The sequence below is a fragment of the Agrococcus sp. GW821-FHT14H11 genome, assembly GCF_058803545.1.
Window position 1 is genome coordinate 1 of record NZ_JBXAPA010000002.1, and the last position, 18,089, is coordinate 18,089.

Genomic DNA, 18,089 nt, shown 5'->3' on the forward strand with positions numbered 1-18,089 from the left:
ACGTCAGCTCGTCGGCGGCGTCAGATGTGGAGAAGAGACAGGCGGTGCGCGGCGGGTGGGCCGGCAGCGCCTCCACGGCCGCGAGGACCGAGCGAGCGCGCGTGCTCTCGAGCGCTGCGGTCGCGCGCCGCGCCGCCTCCGCCGCGGCGGCGGCGAACCACTCGCCGATCTCGCCGCTCGGGCAGGGCACCGAGCCGTCCAGCCCCTCGATCGCGGCCTCGATGCGCGCCTCCTGCACCTGCAGGTCGCGCAGCTCGCCGAGCTCGCGACCGAGCCAGCGCAGCTCCTCGACGAGCGCGTCCGTCTGCTCGCGCACCAGGACCGACCGGAACGCCTGCAGCGTCGCCCGCGATCGCCGCAGCGCCACCCGCAGCTCGTGCACGGCGTCGTGGTCGCCGCGGAGCGCGCCGGGCAGCTGCCCGCGGGCCGCCTCAGCCTGCGCCGCCAGGTACGGCAGCACGACATCGCCGGCAGTGCCTGCCGCATGCTTCGCGTCGCCCATGCGCCCAGCCTGTCGCAGCTCTCGCGAGCGGTCGCGAGTATCCTGGGGGGACATGGCTCCCACCCTCCGCCCCCGCAGGCTGCGGCAGAGCGCTCCCATGCGCCGCCTCGTGGCCGAGACCCGCATCCACCCCGCGCAGCTGGTGCTGCCGATGTTCGTCGCCGAAGGGCTGAGCGAGCCGAGGCCCATCTCGTCGATGCCCGGCCAGGTGCAGCACACGCTCGACTCCGCCGCGCGCGAGGTCGAGCGCGCGATCGCCGCCGGCGTCGGCGGCGTCATGCTCTTCGGCGTGCCCGAGCACAAGGACGCCGAGGGCTCGGGCGCGACCGACCCCGACGGCATCCTCAACGCCGCGACGCGCTTCCTCGCCGAGCGGTTCGGCGACGCGACGGTCGTGCAGACCGACCTCTGCCTCGACGAGTTCACCGACCACGGCCACTGCGGCGTGCTCGCCGCCGACGGCGCGGTCGACAACGACGCGACGCTCGAGCGCTACGCCGACATGGCGGTCGCCCAGGCTGCCGCCGGCTCCCAGATCCTCGGGCTCAGCGGCATGATGGACGGCCAGGTCGAGCGCGTGCGCGAGGCGCTCGACGTGGCCGGCCACCAGCAGACGGCGATCCTCGCCTACAGCGCGAAGTACGCCTCCGCCCTCTACGGGCCGTTCCGCGAGGCCGTCGACTCGAGCCTGCAGGGCGATCGCAAGACCTATCAGCAGGATCCGGCGAACCGCCGCGAGGGGCTCCGCGAGGCGCTGCTCGACCTCGCCGAGGGCGCCGACATCGTGATGGTGAAGCCGGCCTCCCTCTACCTCGACGTGCTCGCCGACGTGGCCGCCGCATCCGACGTGCCCGTGTGGGCCTACCAGGTGTCGGGCGAGTACGCGATGGTCGAGGCCGCCGCCGCGAACGGCTGGATCGACCGCGACCGCCTCATCGCCGAGAGCCTCACGAGCATCGTGCGCGCAGGCGCCGACGTGGTGCTCACCTACTGGGCGATCGAGCAGGCCGAGTGGCTGGGGGCCATGCGATGAGCACCAACGCCGAGCTCTTCGAGCGCGCCAAGCTCGCGATCCCGGGCGGCGTCAACAGCCCGGTCCGCGCCTTCGGCTCCGTCGGCGGCACGCCCGCCTTCCTCGTGCGGGCGCACGGCGCCCACGTGACGGATGCCGAGGGTCGCGACCTCGTCGACCTGGTCGCGAGCTGGGGCCCGGCCATCCTCGGCCACGCCCACCCCGAGGTGGTGGAGGCCGTGCAGGACGCCGCCGCCCACGGCCTCTCGTTCGGCGCCTCGACGCCCGCGGAGGCGCTGCTCGCCGAGGAGGTCGAGCGCCGCGTCGGCCCCGTCGAGCGGCTGCGGCTCGTCTCGACCGGCACCGAGGCGACCATGACGGCCATCCGCCTCGCCCGCGGCGCGACCGGCCGCGACCTGCTCGTGAAGTTCGACGGCCACTACCACGGCCACTCCGACGGCCTCCTCGTGGCCGCCGGCTCCGGCCTCGCGACGCTCGCCATGCCCGGCTCGGCCGGCATCCCGGCGTCGGTCGCCGCGACGACCGTCGTCGTGCCGTACAACGACCGCGAGGCGATCGAGCGGCTCTTCGCCGAGCGCGGCGACCAGATCGCCGCGATCATCGTCGAGGCGGCCGCCGCCAACATGGGCGTCGTCGCGCCCGACGGCGACTTCAACGGCTTCCTCGCCCGCACCGCGCACGCGCACGGCGCGCTGCTCATCAGCGACGAGGTGCTCACCGGCTTCCGCGTGCACCGCGCAGGCATGTGGGGCCTCGAGCAGTGGGTCGGCGACGAGGCGCCCGACCTCATCACCTTCGGCAAGGTGATCGGCGGCGGCATGCCGCTCGCGGCGCTCGGCGGCCGGCGCGACCTCATGGAGCTGCTCGCGCCGCTCGGGCCCGTCTACCAGGCGGGCACCCTGTCCGGGAACCCCGTCGCCGTCGCGGCGGGCCTCACGACGCTGCGTCTCGCGACCGACGAGGTGTACCGCCGCCTCGACGCGGCGGCCGACGTCATCACGGCCGCGCTCGCCGACGCGCTGACGGCCGAGGGCGTCGCCCACGCGATCACCCGCGTCGGCAGCCTCTTCTCGGTGGCCTTCCGCGAGGGCGCGCCGCGCGACTTCGACGAGGTGCGCGCGCAGGACGCCTTCCGCTACCCGCCGTTCTTCCACGCGATGCTCGACGCGGGCGTGAGCCTGCCGCCGAGCGTCTTCGAGGCGTGGTTCGTGACCGCGGCGCACGGCGACGAGCCGCTCGGCCGCATCGTCGAGGCGCTGCCCGCGGCTGCCCGCGCGGCGGCCGCCGCCAAGGGCGCCTGAAGGCCCGAAGCACCTAGCCTCCGGCGCTCGCCGGGACTACCGTTGCGGCATGGCGACGACGCTGGCGTGCCCCGAGTGCGGCACCCCCATGCGCGAGATCGTGTGGGGGTACGGCACCATCCCCGACGTGCTCGAAGCCGGTGACGTGGTGATCGGCGGATGCGTCGTCGACGTCGACGACGCCGGTCGCGTGGCCGCGCTCCAGTGCCCGATCTGCGGCACCCGCGCCGACGCCGAGGGCGTCGCGCTCGCGCGCCCCGAGCCCGCCGCGCCCGCCGAGCACCCCTTCGCCGTCAGCTTCAGCAGCCCGCCGCGCGGGAGATGGGAGGTCACGATGTCCGATCCAGCACCGACCCAGGGAGCCGCCGGCCCGCAGCCGAGCGGCACCGACGCCGCATCGCCGTTCGTCGACGAGGACTTCGGCGGCGCGCCCTCGGCGCCCGGCACGTGGCGCGACCGGGTGCAGCCCTACTCGTCGCACGAGGACGAGCTGCCGCCGCCGTCGGCGCCGACGCCCGACCACGTCGAGCCGTACGCCTCGCGCGAGGACGCGCTGCCGGCCGGCGGTGCGGCAATGCCCGACCGCGTCGAGCCCTACGCGGCCCGCGAGCACGACCTGCCCGCCGCATCCGCCCCCGCCCCCGACCACGTCGAGCCGTACGCGTCGCGCGAGGACGCGCTGCCCGACCGGAGCGCAGCGTGGCAGGAGCGCATCCCGCCGTTCAGCGGCGGCGCGGCCGACGACGCGGCGCCGGGCGAGGCGGTGCCGGGCGGCGAGGCGCCGGGCGAGGCGGCCGACGACGAGGTGCCGCTGCCGCTCGACGTGCGCATCGACCCGCGGTCGCTCGACACGAGCGACTTCACCGACGCCGAGGAGGAAGGGTGGCCGCCGCGGGGCGACTGACCGGCCTCAGAACAGCCGCGCGTGGCCCGAGTCGATGCCGCGCATGTCGTCGTAGTCGAGCACGACGCAGCGGATGCCGCGGTCCTCGGCGAGCGTGCGCGCCTGCGGCTTGATCTCCTGGGCGGCGAAGACGCCCGTCACGGGCGCGATGCGCGGGTCGCGGTTCAGCAGCTCCAGGTAGCGGGTGAGCTGCTCGACGCCGTCGATCTCGCCCCGCCGCTTGATCTCGACCGCCACGGTCGTGCCCGTCGCATCCTTCGCCAGGATGTCGACCGGGCCGATGGGCGTCATGTACTCGCGCCGCCACAGCTCCCAACCGTCGCCGAGGCGCTCGATCTGCTCGGCGAGCAGCACCTGCAGGTGCGCCTCGACGCCGTCCTTCACGAGCCCCGGGTCGACGCCGAGCTCGTGGCTCGAGTCGGCGAGCACCTCGTGCACCGAGACGATGAGCGAGTCGCCCGTCTTGCGGTGCGTGACCGTCCACACCTCGGTGATGCCCGCGGCCCGCTGGTCGTCGTCGGGCTCGGATGCGCTGAAGACGGCGGGCGGGCTCATCCAGTTGAGCGGCTTGTACGAGCCGCCGTCGGAGTGCACGAGGATCGAGCCGTCGGCCTTGAGCATGAGCACGCGCGGCGCGAGCGGCAGGTGCGCCGACAGGCGGCCGGCGTAGTCGACGGAGCAGTGGGCGACGACGAGCCTCATGAGGCGACCTCCTGCGGCGTGGCGGGCGAGACGCGCTCGCGCGCGACATGGCTGGTGACGAGCGAGAGCAGCACGAAGACGAGCACGGCGAGCAGGGCGTTCCGCAGCCCCACGAGGTCGCCGAGCAGGCCCAGCAGCGGCGGGCCGGCGAGGAAGGCGATGTAGCCGATCGCCGAGACCGTGCCGACGCGCGCGGCGGCCATGCGCGGCTCGTCGGCGGCGGCGCTCATGCCGACGGGGAAGCCGAGGCTCGCGCCGAAGCCCCACAGCAGCACGCCGGCGACGACGAGCCAGGAGGCGTCGGCGAAGATCACGAGCAGGAGACCCGCGGCGGCGCACGCGGCGGTCGCGCGCAGCACCGGCACGCGGCCGAAGCGCGCCAGCATGCCGACGCCCAGCAGGCGGCCGCCCGTCATGGCGGTGAGGAACAGCGCGAGCATGAACGCGCCGCCCTCCTTCGAGAAGCCGTGGCCGTCGACCATCACGAGCGCGAGCCAGTCGTTGGCGCTGCCCTCGGTGAGCGACATGCCGAGCACGAGCAGGCCCAGCAGCAGCGTGCGCGGATCCTTCCAGACCGCGAGCCGCTCGCGCAGCGTCACCGGCTCCTCGTGCTCCTCGACCGTGTCGGCGGGCAGGTGCCGGTGGACGACGAAGCCGAGCGCGATCGTCAGCACGGCGATCGAGGTCGCCTGCCAGCCGAGCCCGATGCCGAGGAGCTCGCACAGGCCGCCGAGACCCGCGCCGGCGACGGTGCCGAACGAGAAGGAGGCGTGGAAGAGCGGCATGATGGGCTTCCCCAGCCGCCGCTCGTTGGCGGCGCCCGAGATGTTCATCGCCACGTCGGTGACGCCGGTGAGGCTGCCGCCCACGATGAACCCGGCGATCACGAGCCACGCCTGCCCGGCGTCGGCGGCCCATCCGGCGAGCGCGAGGCCGCCCGAGACCGCGATCATGCCGAACGACACCACGAGCCGCGTGCCCACGGCGTGGATGATGTGGCTCGCCAGCAGCAGGCCCGTGACCGAGCCGATGGAGATGCCGAGCAGGATCATGCCCATCTCGCCGGTCGAGATGTCGAGCACGTCGCGCACGTGCGGCACGCGCGCCATCCAGCTGGCGTAGCCGAGGCCCATCGCGAAGAACGTCGCGAACACGGCGTTGCGCCAGGCGGTGAGGGAGTGCACCGATCCATTCTGCCGTGCCGGGGAGCCGGGCCGCGTCGGGCCGCCGCGCACGACGCAAGCCCCGCGCGCCGCTTCCGCGCCGCTCCGGCGGCCCGCCCCCGATCCGCCGCGCGATCGGGCGGAACGGCTTGCGTTGTGCGGGGCCCGCGCAGGAGTAGCGTCAGCGCCATGGCGGATCGGGTCATCGAGACGAGCGGTCTCGACAAGCGGTTCGTGCGCGTGCAGGCGCTCGACGGGCTCGACCTCGCGGTCGAGCAGGGTGCGGTGCGCGGCTTCCTCGGCCCCAACGGCGCCGGCAAGTCGACCACCATCCGGGTGCTGCTCGGGATGCTGCGGGCCTCCGGCGGCGAGGCGCGCGTGTTCGGCATGGATCCGTGGCGCGACGCGGTCGCGATCCACCGCCGCGCGGCGTACGTGCCCGGCGACGTGACCCTCTGGCCCGGCCTCACCGGCGGCGAGGCGATCGACACGATCACGCGCCTGCGCGGCTACCGGGCCCCCGCATCCGACCGTGCCCGCCTCATCGAGGCGTTCGACCTCGACCCGCGCCGCCGCTCGAAGACCTACTCGAAGGGCAACCGGCAGAAGGTCGCGCTCATCGCCGCGTTCGCGAGCGAGGCCGACCTCTACATCCTCGACGAGCCGACGAGCGGGCTCGACCCGCTGATGGAGAGCGTCTTCCAGGCCGAGATCCGCCGCGTCGCCGACCGCGGCGCGACGGTGCTGCTGTCGAGCCACATCCTCAGCGAGGTCGAGCGGCTCTGCTCGACCGTCTCGATCATCCGCGACGGGCGCATCGTCGAGGCCGGCACGCTCGAGCAGCTGCGCCACCTGCACCACACCGTCGTCGCCTACCGCGGCCCGGCGCCGCAGGGACTGCCGCTCGCCGACGTCTCGGTCGACGGCGAGCACGTGCGCGCCTCCGTCGCCGCCGAGCACATGCCGGCGGTGCTGCGCTGGCTCGGCGACCGCGGGGCGCAGGCCGTCACGCTGACGCCGCCGAGCCTCGAGGAGCTGTTCCTGCGCCACTACGGCGACGAGGCGCGCGTCGACTCGGCGCGGGCCGAGCGCGCGAAGGGCCAGCGGCACGCCGACGAGACGGGCCTGGCAGAGGGGCCTGATCCCGATGGGTCGGAGGCGGCGGATGCGCCGGCGGTCGCGCCGTCGTCGGCCGACGTCGACGACGTCCACGGCCGGCACGCGAGGTGAGCCGGCGATGACCGGCACCGGCCTGCTGCTCGTCGCGGCGCTGCGTCGCGACCGGCTGCACGTCGTGCTGTGGGTGCTCGCGGTCGCCGGCATGTGGTCGGCCGTGCTCGGCGGGCTCGGCGCCGCCTTCGACGAGGAGTCGCGCCGCGGGCTCGTCGCGCTGCTGGCGGCGCAGCCGGGCCTCCTGCTGCTGCGCGGCGCGCCCGCCGGCACGGGCCTCGGCGCGGTGATGTTCGTCTCGACCTTCGCCTACCTCGCCGTGATGGTCGCGTTCATGATGACCTTCTTCGCGGTGCGCCACTCGCGCGGCGACGAGGACGCCGGCCGCGCCGAGCTCGTGCGCGGCACGGCGGTCGGCCGCTGGGCGCCGCTCGTGTCGACGCTGCTCGCCGGAGCCATCGAGCTCGCGGTCGTGTGCGGCGTCACGCTCGCGGCCTCGCTCGCGCTCGGGCTCGACGCGCTCGGCTCGGCGCTCATGGCGGCGGCGCTCGCGGGCGTCGGCGTCGTCGCGATGCTCGTCGGGCTGCTCGCCGGACAGGTCTTCCCCACCTCGCGCGCCGCGAACGGCGCCGCGTCGATCGTCGTGGGGCTGTGGTTCTTCGTGCGCGGCATCGGGGATGCGCTCGGCGAGCCGAGCGCCGACCTCACGCGGGTCGAGTCGGCGTGGCCGATCTGGCTCTCGCCGATCGGCTGGGGCGCCCAGGCGCACCCCTTCGCGGACGAGCCGTGGGAGCCCGACGGCACGCCGCTGCTGCTCTTCGTGCCCGCCGCGCTCCTGCTCGGCGCGCTCGTGGTGGCGCTCGAGGCGCGGCGCGAGCTCGGCCGCTCGCTGCTGGCGGAGCGCCGCCGCCGCGGCGCCGGCACCGCGCTGCTCGGCTGGCACCCCGGCGGTGCGCCGCTCGGCCTCACCGGCCGGCTGCAGCGCGCCGCGTCGCTCGCGTGGCTCGTCGTCGGCGCGGTGATCGGCGCGATCGCCGGGCGCCTCGCGCCGGTGATCTCGGAGGCGCTCGCCGAGAACCCGGCGCTCGGCAGGATCGTCGAGACGCTCGGCGCCGAGGGCGGCGGCGACACCGAGGGCCTGTTCCTCACGGCGCTCGCGGGCGTCATCGGCGTGGTGGCGAGCGCGGCGGGCATGCAGGCGGTGCTGCGGCTGCGGCACGAGGAGCAGGCGCACGGCGAGCTCGTGCTCGCGACGACCGTGCGCCGCACCGGGTGGCTCGGCAGCCACCTGCTGCTCGGCGCCCTCGCGTCCCTCGCGGTGCTGGCGGCCTTCACCGTCGTGACCGGCGCATCCCTCGCCGCCGGGGGCGAGGAGCGCTGGGAGCAGCTGTGGCGGATCGCGCTCACGCACCTGCCGCTCGTCGCGGTCTACCTCGCGGTCGGCGCGGCCCTCGTGGCGTTCCTGCCGTCGACGGTCGCGTGGCTCGGCTGGGTGCTGCTCATCGGGCTGCTGCTGGTCGGCGACTTCGCGCCGCTGCTCGGCGAGGCGTGGGAGTGGCTCGAGAACCTCAGCCCCTTCCACTGGCTCGCGAACCCGCTCGCCGACGACCCGGACTGGACGGGCTCGTGGTGGCTGCTCGCGATCGCGGCGGCGCTGCTCGCCGCGGCCGCCGCGCGCTTCCGCGCCCGCGACGCCCTGGTCTGAGCGCGTCGGGCGGCTACGCCTGGCGCAGGAGCGCGGCCGACATCATGCGCGTCATCGTCGCGACGTAGGCCTCGGCGTCCCAGCCGGCGCGCAGCACGAGCCGGTCGTAGATGTCGCCCGAGAAGACGAGCAGCAGGTCCCTGGCCGCCTCGACGCTCAGGTCGGGCCGCAGGTGGCCGCCGTCCGCCAGGGCGCGGGCGTTGTGCAGCATCCGCGCGGAGCGACCCCGCTCGATCTCGTCGAGCAGCGCCCGGGCCTCCTCGTCGACCTCGGCGGCCGAGCGCACGAGCGCGAGGACGGCGCTCGCCCGCGGTGCGACCTCGAGCGCGAGCCGCAGCCACCCCTCGACGATCGCCTCCCCGCCGGGCGCGGAGGCCGCGATCGCGTCCGCCCGGTGCTCGGCGTGCTCGGGTCCGCCTCCCGCGAGCGCGCCCTCCCAGATCGAGCGCACGAGGCCGCCCTTGCCGCCGAACGACTTGTAGACGGTCTCGGGGGAGACGCCGGCGGCGTCGGCCACGGCACCGACCGTCGTCCGCGCGAAGCCCTGCGCGGCGAAGAGCCGGCGCGCCGCCTCGACGACCTCGCGCCGACGCGCCTCGGCGCGGTCCCGCCGACGCGCCGCGTCGTAGCGCCTCTTGACAGGCTGCTCCACCACGAGGATCCTCCGAATCAGATACACAGCACTGTACCGAATCTTCGGAGCGTGCGTGACGGAGGGTGGAGCGATGGCACAGGAGGATCCGGGCCCGATGGGCTCGACGGCCTCGGCGGCGGATGTCGTGCGGAGCCTGCACCGCGCGGTCGGCGCCCACGACCTGGAGGGCATCGTGGCGCACTTCGCGCCCGACTACGCGCTCGAGGATCCGGTCCGGCCCGACCGGAGCTTCCGCGGTCGCGAGCAGGTGCGGCGCAACTGGTCGCACCTCCTCGCCTCGATGGACGGCCTCGCGCTCGAGGAGCGCCGGCTGGTCGCCGACGGCTCGACGGTCTGGGCCGAGATCGCGATCCGCGGGCGCCTGGCCGACGGGCGCGAGCAGGCGCTGCGCGGGGTGATGCTCTTCCGCGTCGCGGGAGGGCTCATCGCAGCGGGCACCTTCTACCTGGCGCCGGTCGTCCGCGACGGGATCGACGCGGACGCGGCAGTGCTCGACCTCGTCTCGGAGCCGGGGCGATGATCCTCCTGGTGGGCGGCACCGGCCGCCTCGGCCGCCTCGTCGCCGACGCGCTCGTCCCGCGGCACGAGGTGCGCGTGCTCGCGCGGCACGCCTCGACCGCGGAGCCCCCGCTCGACGGCCGCGTCGGTCTCGTCGACGGCGACGTCCGCGACCCGGAGGCGCTGGCCGCGGCCGCCGCGGGCGCCGCATGCATCGTGGTCGCGTCCCACGGCGTGGAGAGCCGGGAGCGCGACGGGCTGGAGTCGGTCGACGTCCTGGGCGCGAAGGCCGTCGTCGCCGCCGCGATCCGGCACGGGTGCGCGATCGTGCTCGTCTCGGCGGTCGGGGCGGCGCCCGACGCCGCGCAGCCGCTCGCGCGCACGAAGTGGGCCGCGGAGCAGATCGTCCGGGACAGCGGCGTGCCGTGGACCATCGTGCGCGCCGCCGCGTTCGCGCAGACCTGGGCCATGATCCTGACCCTGTCCGCCGGCCGCTCGGGCCGCCCGGGGCTCATCGGTGCCGGCTCGGCCCTCCATCGCTTCGTCGACGTCCGCGACGTCGCCGAGGTCGTCGCGCGCGCCGCGGTGGACGAGACGCTCCGCGGCCGCATCCTCGAGGTGTGCGGCCCGGATGCGCTGAGCCCCTCCCGGCTCGCCGAGCTCGTGCAGGCGGCCAACGGCTGGCACGGCGCACCGCGGCACCTGCCCGTGCCGCTCGTGCGGGCCATCGCCGGCGCCCTGGCGCCGCTCCGCCCGGACCTCGCGAGGCGCTTCACGCTGGGGATCGCGATGAACGTGCCGCAGCCTGCGCCCCGCGCCGATGCCGACGTCCCGGCGTGGCTCGAGCCGCACCGGATCTCGCCGGAGACGATGCGCTGGGCGCCGGGGCCGAGGCCCGTCGCGACCTGAGCCGCGGCGGCCGAGCCGTCGGCAGCGACGGATGCGTCAGGCGCGCCCCGTGCGCATCCACGCGTCGGAGCGGGCCCGCAGCCCCAGCGTCACGGCACGGGCGCCCAGGTACCCGAACGAGAACGCCGCCCAGATCACCGCGAGCGCGCTCCAGCCGGGCACGAGCGCGAGCAGCAGCAGCGGCAGGTAGACGGCGAGGTTGAGCACGCCCGTCCACGCGAGGTAGCGCACGTCGCCCGCGCCGATCAGCACCCCGTCGAGCACGAACACGAAGCCCGCGATCGGCTGCGCGAGCGCGAGCAGCACGAGCGCGACCGGCAGCGCCTCGAGCACCGCCGCGTCCGAGGTGAAGGCGCCGCCGAGCACCCAGGCCGCGGCCAGGAGCGCCGCGCCCACGACGCACCCGAACCCCACGCCCCACCGCTGCAGGCGTCGGGTCACCGCTCGCGCCTGCGCGACGTCGCCCGCGCCGAGCGCCTTGCCGAGCAGCGCCTGCCCCGCGATCGCGAGCGCGTCGAGCGCGAAGGCGAGGGTCGAGAAGAGCGCGAAGGCGATCTGCGTCGCGGCGAGCGTCGTGGTCCCCGCTTGCGTCGCGACCGCCGTGGTCGCGAGCAGCGCCGCGCGCAGCGACAGCGTGCGCACGAAGAGCCAGCCGCCGGTGGTGGCGGTGCGGCCGAGGTCGCCCCAGTGCAGGCGCAGCGGCACGCCCTCGCTGCGCGCCTCGCGCACCGCGAACCGCAGGAGGAACGCGGCCATGCCCCACTGCGCGAGCACCGTGCCGAGGGCGCTGCCGGCCACGCCGAGGCCCAGGCCGTAGATGAGCAGCGCGTTCAGCGCGGCGTTCGCGGCGAAGCCGGCGGTCGCGACGACGAGCGGCGTGCGGGTGTCCTGCAGTCCGCGCATGAGGCCGGTCGCCGCGAGCACGATGAGCATCGCCGGCAGCCCCAGGATCGAGATGCCCAGGTACACCGCGGCGTGCTCGGTGACGGCGGATGCGGCGCCGAAGAGGGCGACGACGGGGTGCGCGAGCGGGGTGGCGAGCAGGAGCGCCGCGCCTGCGACGATCGCGAGCCAGATGCCATCGACGCCCGCGCGGATCGCGGCGGGCCGGTCGCCGGCGCCGAGCAGGCGCGCGACCGCCGGCGTGGTGCCGTAGGCGAGGAAGACGAGCAGGCCGACGGCGGTCGAGAGCACGGCGACGCCGATGCCGACGCCGGCGAGCTGCTCGGCACCGAGGTGCCCGACGAGGGCGGTGTCGACGAGCAGGAAGGCGGGCTCGGCCATGAGGGCCCCGAGCGCCGGGACGGCGAGCCGCAGGATCTCCCGATCCAGCGCATCCGCCCGCATCCGCACCCGCCAACGCTACCGGGAGGCGCCCCGCGCGCCCGCGGGCGCGCGACTCCCGCCCGCGGGGCCCGCGACGCGCGCGCAACCCGCGCCGGCGTGGGCATCCGAGCGGTGCGCCCCGGCATAGGCTGACACCATGACGACCCTGCCCTCCGGCCTGCCTGTCGAAGAGTTCAGCGACCGCATCCGCCCCCAGGACGACCTGTTCCTGCACGTGCACGAGCGCTGGCTCGAGCGCACCGAGATCCCCGACGACAAGGCCCGCTGGGGCTCCTTCGCGGTGCTCGCGGAGGAGGCGGAGGAGGCGGTCAAGGAGATCGTCATCGAGATGCAGACGGCCGAGCCGGGCACCGACGCCCGCAAGGTCGGCGACCTCTACGCATCCTTCCTCGACGAGGAGGCAGCCGATGCCAAGGGGCTCGAGCCGATCCGCCCGCTGATCGACCGCATCGACGCGGTCGACTCGATCGACGGCATGCTCGCGCTGCTGGGCGACCTCGAGTCGATCGGCGGCCCGGGCTTCGTCGGCATCTGGGTCGACACCGACCCTGGCGACCCGAGCCGCTACCTGGTGCAGATGAACCAGGGCGGCCTCGGCATGCCCGACGAGTCGTACTACCGCGACGACGCGTTCGCCGAGGTCCGCGAGGCGTACCTCGCGCACCTGACGACGATGTTCGGCCACCTGGGCGCCGAGCACCCCGACGCCGAGGCCGCGTGCGTGTTCGCGCTCGAGACCGAGCTCGCCGGGCACCACTGGGACCGCGTCGCCTCCCGCGACGACGAGAAGACCTACAACCTCCAGCGGCCCGCCGTCGACCACCCGCGGCTGCAGCCGTACCTGCGTGCGATCCACGCGCCCGAGGGCGCCTTCGACGAGGCGGTCGTGCGGCAACCGAGCTTCCTCGAGGGGCTCGCCGAGATGCTCGTCGAGGAGCGCCTCGAGGAGTGGAAGTCGTGGCTGCGCATGGGCGTGCTGCGCTCGTTCGCGAGCTACCTCACCACCGAGGTCTCGCGCGACCAGTTCGCCTTCTACGGCACCGCACTCACCGGCGCCACGGTGCAGCGCGAGCGCTGGAAGCGCGGCGTCTCGCTCGTCGAGAGCATGCTGGGCGATGCGGTCGGCCGCATCTACGTCGAGCGCCACTTCCCGGCGGAGGCCAAGGCGGCGATGGACGACCTCATCGCGCACCTCGTGGACGCCTACCGCGCGTCGATGGCCGAGCTGCCCTGGATGAGCGAGCAGACCCGCGCCCGCGCCCTCGAGAAGCTCGAGAAGTTCACGCCCAAGATCGGCTACCCGGTGCAGTGGCGCGACTACTCGACGCTCGAGATCGGCGACGACCTCGTGACGAACGTGCAGGCGGCGACCCGCTTCGAGCACGACCGCGAGCTGGCGAAGATCGGCAAGCCGATCGACCGCGACGAGTGGTTCATGAACCCGCAGACGGTGAACGCGTACTACAACCCCGGCTTCAACGAGATCGTCTTCCCGGCCGCCATCCTGCAGCCGCCCTTCTTCGACGCGGGTCGGGATGCGGCGGCCAACTTCGGCGCGATCGGCGCGGTCATCGGGCACGAGATCGGGCACGGCTTCGACGACCAGGGCTCGAAGTACGACGGCGACGGCCGCCTCGTCGACTGGTGGACCGACGACGACCGGGCGGCGTTCGAGGAGCGCACCGGCTCGCTCATCGCGCAGTACGACGCGCTCGAGCCGGCCGCGGCGCCGGGCCACAAGGTGAACGGCGCGCTCACGATCGGCGAGAACATCGGCGACCTCGGCGGGCTCGGCATCGCCTGGAAGGCCTACATCGCCTCGCTCGGCGGCGAGGAGCCGCCGGTCATCGACGGGCTGACGGGCGCGCAGCGCTTCTTCCTCTCGTGGTCGAACGCCTGGCAGCTGAAGATCCGGCCGGAGGAGGCCGTGCGGCTCGTCTCGATCGACCCGCACTCGCCCAACGAGCACCGCACCAACCAGGTCGTGAAGAACCTCGACGCCTTCGTCGAGGCCTTCGACGTGCGCCCCGGCGACGCGCTCTGGCTCGACCCGGAGGCCCGCGTCACCATCTGGTGACCGGGCGGAACCTGGGAGCGCGCACGGGCGCGCGCTGGGTATCGTTGGGCACGGACCAGGCCAGCGACGCTGGCGACCCAAGGGCAGGAGTGAACATGCGCGGCAGGATGCTTCTCGTGATCGGCTTCGGTGCGGGCTACGTGCTCGGTGCGAAGGCCGGGCGTCAGCGGTACGAGCAGATCGCCAGCGCGGCCGACAAGGTGTGGAACTCGCCGTCGGTCGCGAAGCAGCGGCACGAGGTGCAGCACTTCGTCGAGACCAAGGGCCCCAAGCTCGTCGAGTCGGCGAAGGAGTCCGCGAGCGACGCGATGGACAAGGTCGGCAAGGTCGGCAAGCGCCGCCACTCGCGCGACCTCGACATCCCGAAGGACGTCTGATGGCGTTCGGAGGGCCGAGCCGCAAGTCGCTCGGCGAGCTCGTCGCCGAGACGCCGAAGCTGATCGTCGACCTCGCGAAGGCCGAGATCGCGCACTTGAAGGCCGAGATCGGCGCGAAGACGAAGGGCCTCGGCGTCGGCGCTGGGCTGCTCGCGGGCGCCGGCTTCTTCGCGATCTTCCTCTTCGGGTGGCTGCTCATCGCCGCGTTCGAGGGCCTCAACGAGGCGCTCGACCCGTGGCTCTCGGCGCTCATCGTCTCGGCGTTCCTGCTCGTGGTGGTGCTGATCCTCGCGCTCGCCGGGCTCTCGCTCATCAAGAAGAACAAGGACTTCAACAACCTCGAGGCCGTCGACAGCATCAAGGACGACGTCAACATGGTGAAGGGCGTCGGTCACGCCGCCGAGGGCACCGACCCGCTCGACGACCTGCCGACCGCGAACGGAGACCTGCGATGACCGAGCAGCGCGACATCGATCGCCAGCGCGAGGAGGTGCGCCGCCACCTCGACGAGCTCGAGAGCCGCCTCAACCCGAAGAAGGTCGCCAACCGGCTCATCGGCAAGGCGCAGGACTCCTACAACGACGACCCGACGCCGTGGATGGCCGCCGCCGCCGGCGTGGCCGTGCTCGTCGTGGGCGGCATCGCGCTCGCGATCTTCCGCAGGTAGCGGCCGGCTCTACGCCGCGAGCGACGCGCCCAGCAGCTCGCGCCGGTCGACCTGCAGCGTGCTGAGGTCGACGCGCACTGCGGTCTCGGGCGCCATGCGGTTCCAGCCGTCGCCCGTGAGGCCGCTCGAGGTCACGGCGATCGAGCCGTCCTCCGAGCGCCGCCACGACAGCTGGTAGTAGTGGTCGACGTGCCCGGCCGGCAGGTCGTCGCCGAGCCCCGACTCCTCGAACAGCTCGTGGGGGATGGGCGCGCCCTCATTGGCGTGCACGGCGATGAGCTCATCGGGCGAGAGCACCAGCAGGTTGAGCGCCGAGGTCGGGAACTCCCCGCGCAGCTCGGAGACGGTCGCGGTCACCGCGTCGAAGAGCGGCTCACCCGCCTCGTGCCGGCGCAGGATGAGGGCGAAGACGACCGCGGTGTCGGTCTCGCCGCCCACCCGGGCGAGCTCGGCATCCGTCACCTTCTCGCGCAGCCGCGCGTAGGGCGTGACCGAGCCGTTGTGGGCGAGCACGATGTCGCCGACGCGGAACGGGTGCGTGTTCTGCACGCGCGTCGCGAAGCCCTCGGTCGCGAGGCGCAGGTGCGTCAGGCGCGCGCGGGACGGGGTGTCGCCGAGCGCGTCGGTGAGGTCGGGGTTGTCGAGGCCGCGGGCGGCGTCGCGGTAGCGGCGCACCTCGTCGCCGTCGAGCCAGGCCGTGCCCCAACCGTCGGTGTGCAGGCGCCCGAGCCGCTGCCACTCGTGGCAGCTCGCGTCGCCGATGACCTCGCGCGTCGTGACAGGGGTGGGGGAGGCGTGTGCGAGCAGTCGGCACATGTGAGCATCCCCTTTCCGTTCCGTCCATCCTCTCGCATCCGGGCCGCAGATGCCCGGATGCGTCGTCACAGTCGGTAACAGCGCGTCGCGCGCCGCTGTTCCACACCCGTCGCGGTGGGCGCGGCGCGCGGGTGCGGCTCGCCGCTAGCCTCGCGCGGGTGCGGGAGGATGGTGGGATGACCGTCGAGCTGACCCCGGAGCAGCTGGCGATCCATGAGCGCATCGAGCGGGGCGACGGGCACCTGTTCATCACGGGCCGCGCGGGCACGGGCAAGTCGACGCTGCTGCGCCACCTGATCGAGCACTCGTCGAAGCAGATCGTGGTGTGCGCGCCGACGGGCGTGGCTGCGCTCAACGTCGGTGGCCAGACGATCCACTCGCTGCTGAAGCTGCCTCTCGGGGTGATCGCCGACGCGCCGCTGCGGCAGAGCGCCGAGCTGAAGCGGCTGCTCGGCAAGCTCGACGTGCTCGTGATCGACGAGATCTCGATGGTCAACGCCGACCTCATGGATGCGATCGACCGCTCGCTGCGGCAGGCGCGCGGCGTGCGCTCCGTGCCGTTCGGGGGCGTGCAGGTGGTGATGTTCGGCGACCCGTACCAGCTCGCGCCGGTGCCGGGCGATGCCGAGGAGCGCGCCTACTTCGCCGACCACTACGAGTCGATGTGGTTCTTCGACGCGCGGGTCTGGCGCGAGGAGTGCGACCTGCAGGTCGTCGAGCTCGTGCACATCCACCGCCAGACCGACCTCGAGTTCAAGCAGGCGCTCAACGCGGTGCGCCACGGCACCGTGACGGCCGAGATCGCGCAGCTGCTGAACGACGCGGGCGCCCGCACGCCGCCCGGCGACGACGTGCTGACGCTCGCGACCCGCAACGACACGGTTAACCGCATCAACGCGCGCGAGCTCGCGCGGCTCCCGGGTCGCCCCAAGACGGCCACCGCCGAGATCACCGGCGACTTCGGCGGCCGGCAGTACCCGGCCGACGCCGAGCTCGAGCTCAAGCTCGGCGCGCAGGTGATGTTCCTGCGCAACGACGCCGAGCAGCGCTGGGTCAACGGCTCGCTCGGCCGCGTGGTCGACATCGGCGGCACGGTCTGGGTCGAGGTCGACGGCGAGCAGCACGAGGTCGAGCCGGCCGTGTGGGAGCAGTACCGCTACTCCTACTCGCCGACGACGAAGGAGATCAAGCGGGATGTCGTGGCCGAGTTCACGCAGTTCCCGCTGCGGCTCGCGTGGGCGGTGACGATCCACAAGTCGCAGGGCAAGACCTTCGAGCGGGCGGTCGTCGACCTCGGCCAGCGGGCGTTCGCGCCGGGCCAGACGTACGTGGCGCTCTCGCGGCTCACCTCGCTCGACGGCCTCTACCTCTCCCGGCCGCTGCAGCCGCGCGACATCATCGTCGACCAGCGCGTTCGCCGCTTCATCCACGAGGTGCGGGAGCGGGATGCCGCGCGCGCATCGGGCGCGGATCTGCGCGACGCCCCCGCGGCGGGTGCCCCGCCGGCCGAGACGGCCGCGCAGGAGGACCGGCGCGATCGCATCGAGGCGCTCTTCGCGCCCGACGCGCCGACGCCCTTCTAGCGCGCTAGTCGGCGTCGGCGTCGCTCGCGGCGGCCGACTCGGAGCGCGGCCGCCCGCGGCCGCCGGAGCCGGCATCGCCGGCGCTGGCACCGCCGCCGCCGGCGTCGCCGCCCGCTGCCGCGCGGTCGTGCTCGAGCACGGGCAGGTCGGCGAGCGCGCGCAGGAAGCGGGTGGCGGCCTGGCGCTCCTCGCTCGACATCTCGGCGGCGATCGCGAAGCGACGGGCGTGGTCGCGCCCGACCGAGGCGGTCGCCGATCGGCTCGACTCCGGGGTGACCACGATCGAGAGCGCGCGCCGGTCGGTGGGGTGGGGCTCGCGGCGGATGTGGCCGGCGCGCTCGAGCCGGTCGAGCATCTTGGTCACCGACGGGCCCGTGATGCCGAGGTGCTCGGCGATCATCGTCGAGGTGACGACGGTGCCGTCGCGCGTGACGGCCATGATGTAGCGGATGGCGCGCATGTCGTTCTCGCCGAGCTTCATGTGGCGCCTGCTGGCCTCGGTGTGCTCTTCCGACGCGCTGTGCCAGCGGCGCAGGGCGTGGAAGAGCTCGACGATCTCGTCGACGTCGGCATCGGTCAGCCCGAACTCGCCGACGAGCGCTGCGGAGGCGTCGTAGCGTCGCGGATCGAGCAGCGCGCGCCCGTCGGGGCCGTCGATCGGCGGTTGCAGCATGAGGGGA

At 74.2% G+C, this 18,089-nt stretch carries 19 protein-coding genes; 12 read left to right on the top strand and 7 right to left on the bottom strand.

Annotated features, from left to right (window positions below; translation table 11 throughout):
- The coding region (locus tag AC1RNL_RS02075) for a CHAD domain-containing protein (protein WP_492934273.1) at nucleotides 1-502 on the bottom strand (502 nt) is incomplete at its 3' end.
- 52 nt (nucleotides 503-554) lie between these two features.
- Here AC1RNL_RS02075 and hemB point away from each other — a divergent pair.
- The 3 genes from hemB to AC1RNL_RS02090 are packed head-to-tail and all read left to right on the top strand — an operon-like array spanning nucleotide 555 to nucleotide 3,740.
- Nucleotides 555-1,535: a porphobilinogen synthase gene (gene hemB / locus AC1RNL_RS02080; RefSeq protein ID WP_492934274.1), complete on the top strand. Its 981-nt coding sequence runs from the start codon at nucleotides 555-557 to the stop codon at nucleotides 1,533-1,535.
- Nucleotides 1,532-2,836, top strand: a complete 1,305-nt coding sequence (hemL, locus tag AC1RNL_RS02085; RefSeq protein WP_492934275.1) for a glutamate-1-semialdehyde 2,1-aminomutase — start codon at nucleotides 1,532-1,534, stop codon at nucleotides 2,834-2,836. The genes hemB and hemL overlap by 4 nt, the downstream gene beginning before the upstream one ends.
- Before the next feature lie 49 nt (nucleotides 2,837-2,885).
- Entirely contained in the window at nucleotides 2,886-3,740 is an 855-nt protein-coding gene (locus AC1RNL_RS02090) for a hypothetical protein (protein ID WP_364193467.1), read from the top strand.
- A gap of 6 nt (nucleotides 3,741-3,746) precedes the next feature.
- Here AC1RNL_RS02090 and nucS read toward each other — a convergent pair whose 3' ends face one another.
- On the bottom strand, nucleotides 3,747-4,442 hold the full coding sequence (gene nucS / locus AC1RNL_RS02095) for an endonuclease NucS (protein ID WP_364193470.1): 696 nt from the start codon (nucleotides 4,440-4,442) through the stop codon (nucleotides 3,747-3,749).
- Complete coding sequence (locus tag AC1RNL_RS02100; RefSeq protein ID WP_364193473.1) at nucleotides 4,439-5,626, bottom strand: MFS transporter; 1,188 nt, start codon at nucleotides 5,624-5,626, stop codon at nucleotides 4,439-4,441. The genes nucS and AC1RNL_RS02100 overlap by 4 nt, the downstream gene beginning before the upstream one ends.
- Before the next feature lie 168 nt (nucleotides 5,627-5,794).
- Here AC1RNL_RS02100 and AC1RNL_RS02105 point away from each other — a divergent pair, with 168 nt between their 5' ends.
- Together AC1RNL_RS02105 and AC1RNL_RS02110 are read left to right on the top strand one after the other, a co-directional pair.
- Nucleotides 5,795-6,835 carry an ABC transporter ATP-binding protein gene (locus tag AC1RNL_RS02105; RefSeq protein WP_364193475.1) on the top strand — a complete coding sequence of 347 codons (1,041 nt, stop codon included), beginning with the start codon at nucleotides 5,795-5,797 and terminating at the stop codon, nucleotides 6,833-6,835.
- A gap of 7 nt (nucleotides 6,836-6,842) precedes the next feature.
- Nucleotides 6,843-8,480, top strand: a complete 1,638-nt coding sequence (locus AC1RNL_RS02110; RefSeq protein WP_364193477.1) for an efflux permease Rv1217c-related protein — start codon at nucleotides 6,843-6,845, stop codon at nucleotides 8,478-8,480.
- A gap of 13 nt (nucleotides 8,481-8,493) precedes the next feature.
- Here the strand turns inward: AC1RNL_RS02110 and AC1RNL_RS02115 are convergent, their stop codons facing one another.
- Entirely contained in the window at nucleotides 8,494-9,132 is a 639-nt protein-coding gene (locus tag AC1RNL_RS02115; RefSeq protein WP_364193480.1) for a TetR/AcrR family transcriptional regulator, read from the bottom strand.
- Between the two features lie 73 nt (nucleotides 9,133-9,205).
- Here AC1RNL_RS02115 and AC1RNL_RS02120 point away from each other — a divergent pair, with 73 nt between their 5' ends.
- Together AC1RNL_RS02120 and AC1RNL_RS02125 are read left to right on the top strand one after the other, a co-directional pair.
- The gene (locus AC1RNL_RS02120) at nucleotides 9,206-9,655 is read left to right on the top strand and encodes a nuclear transport factor 2 family protein (protein ID WP_364193482.1); all 450 of its coding nucleotides are present in this window, start codon (nucleotides 9,206-9,208) and stop codon (nucleotides 9,653-9,655) included.
- Nucleotides 9,652-10,542 (top strand): SDR family oxidoreductase, encoded by an 891-nt coding sequence (locus AC1RNL_RS02125; RefSeq protein ID WP_364193485.1) that lies wholly within the window; start codon nucleotides 9,652-9,654, stop codon nucleotides 10,540-10,542. The genes AC1RNL_RS02120 and AC1RNL_RS02125 overlap by 4 nt, the downstream gene beginning before the upstream one ends.
- A 36-nt stretch (nucleotides 10,543-10,578) precedes the next feature.
- Here the strand turns inward: AC1RNL_RS02125 and AC1RNL_RS02130 are convergent, their stop codons facing one another.
- On the bottom strand, nucleotides 10,579-11,889 hold the full coding sequence (locus tag AC1RNL_RS02130) for an MATE family efflux transporter (protein ID WP_492934503.1): 1,311 nt from the start codon (nucleotides 11,887-11,889) through the stop codon (nucleotides 10,579-10,581).
- Between the two features lie 136 nt (nucleotides 11,890-12,025).
- Here AC1RNL_RS02130 and AC1RNL_RS02135 point away from each other — a divergent pair, with 136 nt between their 5' ends.
- From AC1RNL_RS02135 to AC1RNL_RS02150, 4 genes are all read left to right on the top strand, one after another.
- Nucleotides 12,026-13,966, top strand: coding sequence for a M13 family metallopeptidase (locus AC1RNL_RS02135; RefSeq protein WP_128189882.1), 1,941 nt, complete (start codon nucleotides 12,026-12,028; stop codon nucleotides 13,964-13,966).
- A 95-nt stretch (nucleotides 13,967-14,061) separates the two neighbouring features.
- Complete coding sequence (locus AC1RNL_RS02140; RefSeq protein WP_128189881.1) at nucleotides 14,062-14,343, top strand: hypothetical protein; 282 nt, start codon at nucleotides 14,062-14,064, stop codon at nucleotides 14,341-14,343.
- Nucleotides 14,343-14,798 carry a phage holin family protein gene (locus AC1RNL_RS02145; protein ID WP_146354721.1) on the top strand — a complete coding sequence of 152 codons (456 nt, stop codon included), beginning with the start codon at nucleotides 14,343-14,345 and terminating at the stop codon, nucleotides 14,796-14,798. The genes AC1RNL_RS02140 and AC1RNL_RS02145 overlap by 1 nt, the downstream gene beginning before the upstream one ends.
- Nucleotides 14,795-15,010, top strand: coding sequence for a DUF3618 domain-containing protein (locus AC1RNL_RS02150; protein WP_400531022.1), 216 nt, complete (start codon nucleotides 14,795-14,797; stop codon nucleotides 15,008-15,010). Before AC1RNL_RS02145 ends, AC1RNL_RS02150 begins: the two co-directional genes overlap by 4 nt.
- A gap of 9 nt (nucleotides 15,011-15,019) precedes the next feature.
- Here AC1RNL_RS02150 and AC1RNL_RS02155 read toward each other — a convergent pair whose 3' ends face one another.
- Nucleotides 15,020-15,826: a class II glutamine amidotransferase gene (locus AC1RNL_RS02155; RefSeq protein ID WP_400531020.1), complete on the bottom strand. Its 807-nt coding sequence runs from the start codon at nucleotides 15,824-15,826 to the stop codon at nucleotides 15,020-15,022.
- Nucleotides 15,827-16,002: 176 nt separating this feature from the next.
- On the opposite strand from AC1RNL_RS02155, the gene AC1RNL_RS02160 reads away from it, so the two are divergent.
- Nucleotides 16,003-17,409 (top strand): ATP-dependent DNA helicase, encoded by a 1,407-nt coding sequence (locus AC1RNL_RS02160; protein WP_128189877.1) that lies wholly within the window; start codon nucleotides 16,003-16,005, stop codon nucleotides 17,407-17,409.
- A gap of 4 nt (nucleotides 17,410-17,413) precedes the next feature.
- On the opposite strand, the gene AC1RNL_RS02165 is transcribed toward AC1RNL_RS02160, so the two are convergent.
- Nucleotides 17,414-18,082: a MarR family winged helix-turn-helix transcriptional regulator gene (locus AC1RNL_RS02165; protein WP_310123390.1), complete on the bottom strand. Its 669-nt coding sequence runs from the start codon at nucleotides 18,080-18,082 to the stop codon at nucleotides 17,414-17,416.
- Nucleotides 18,083-18,089: the final 7 nt, after the last annotated feature.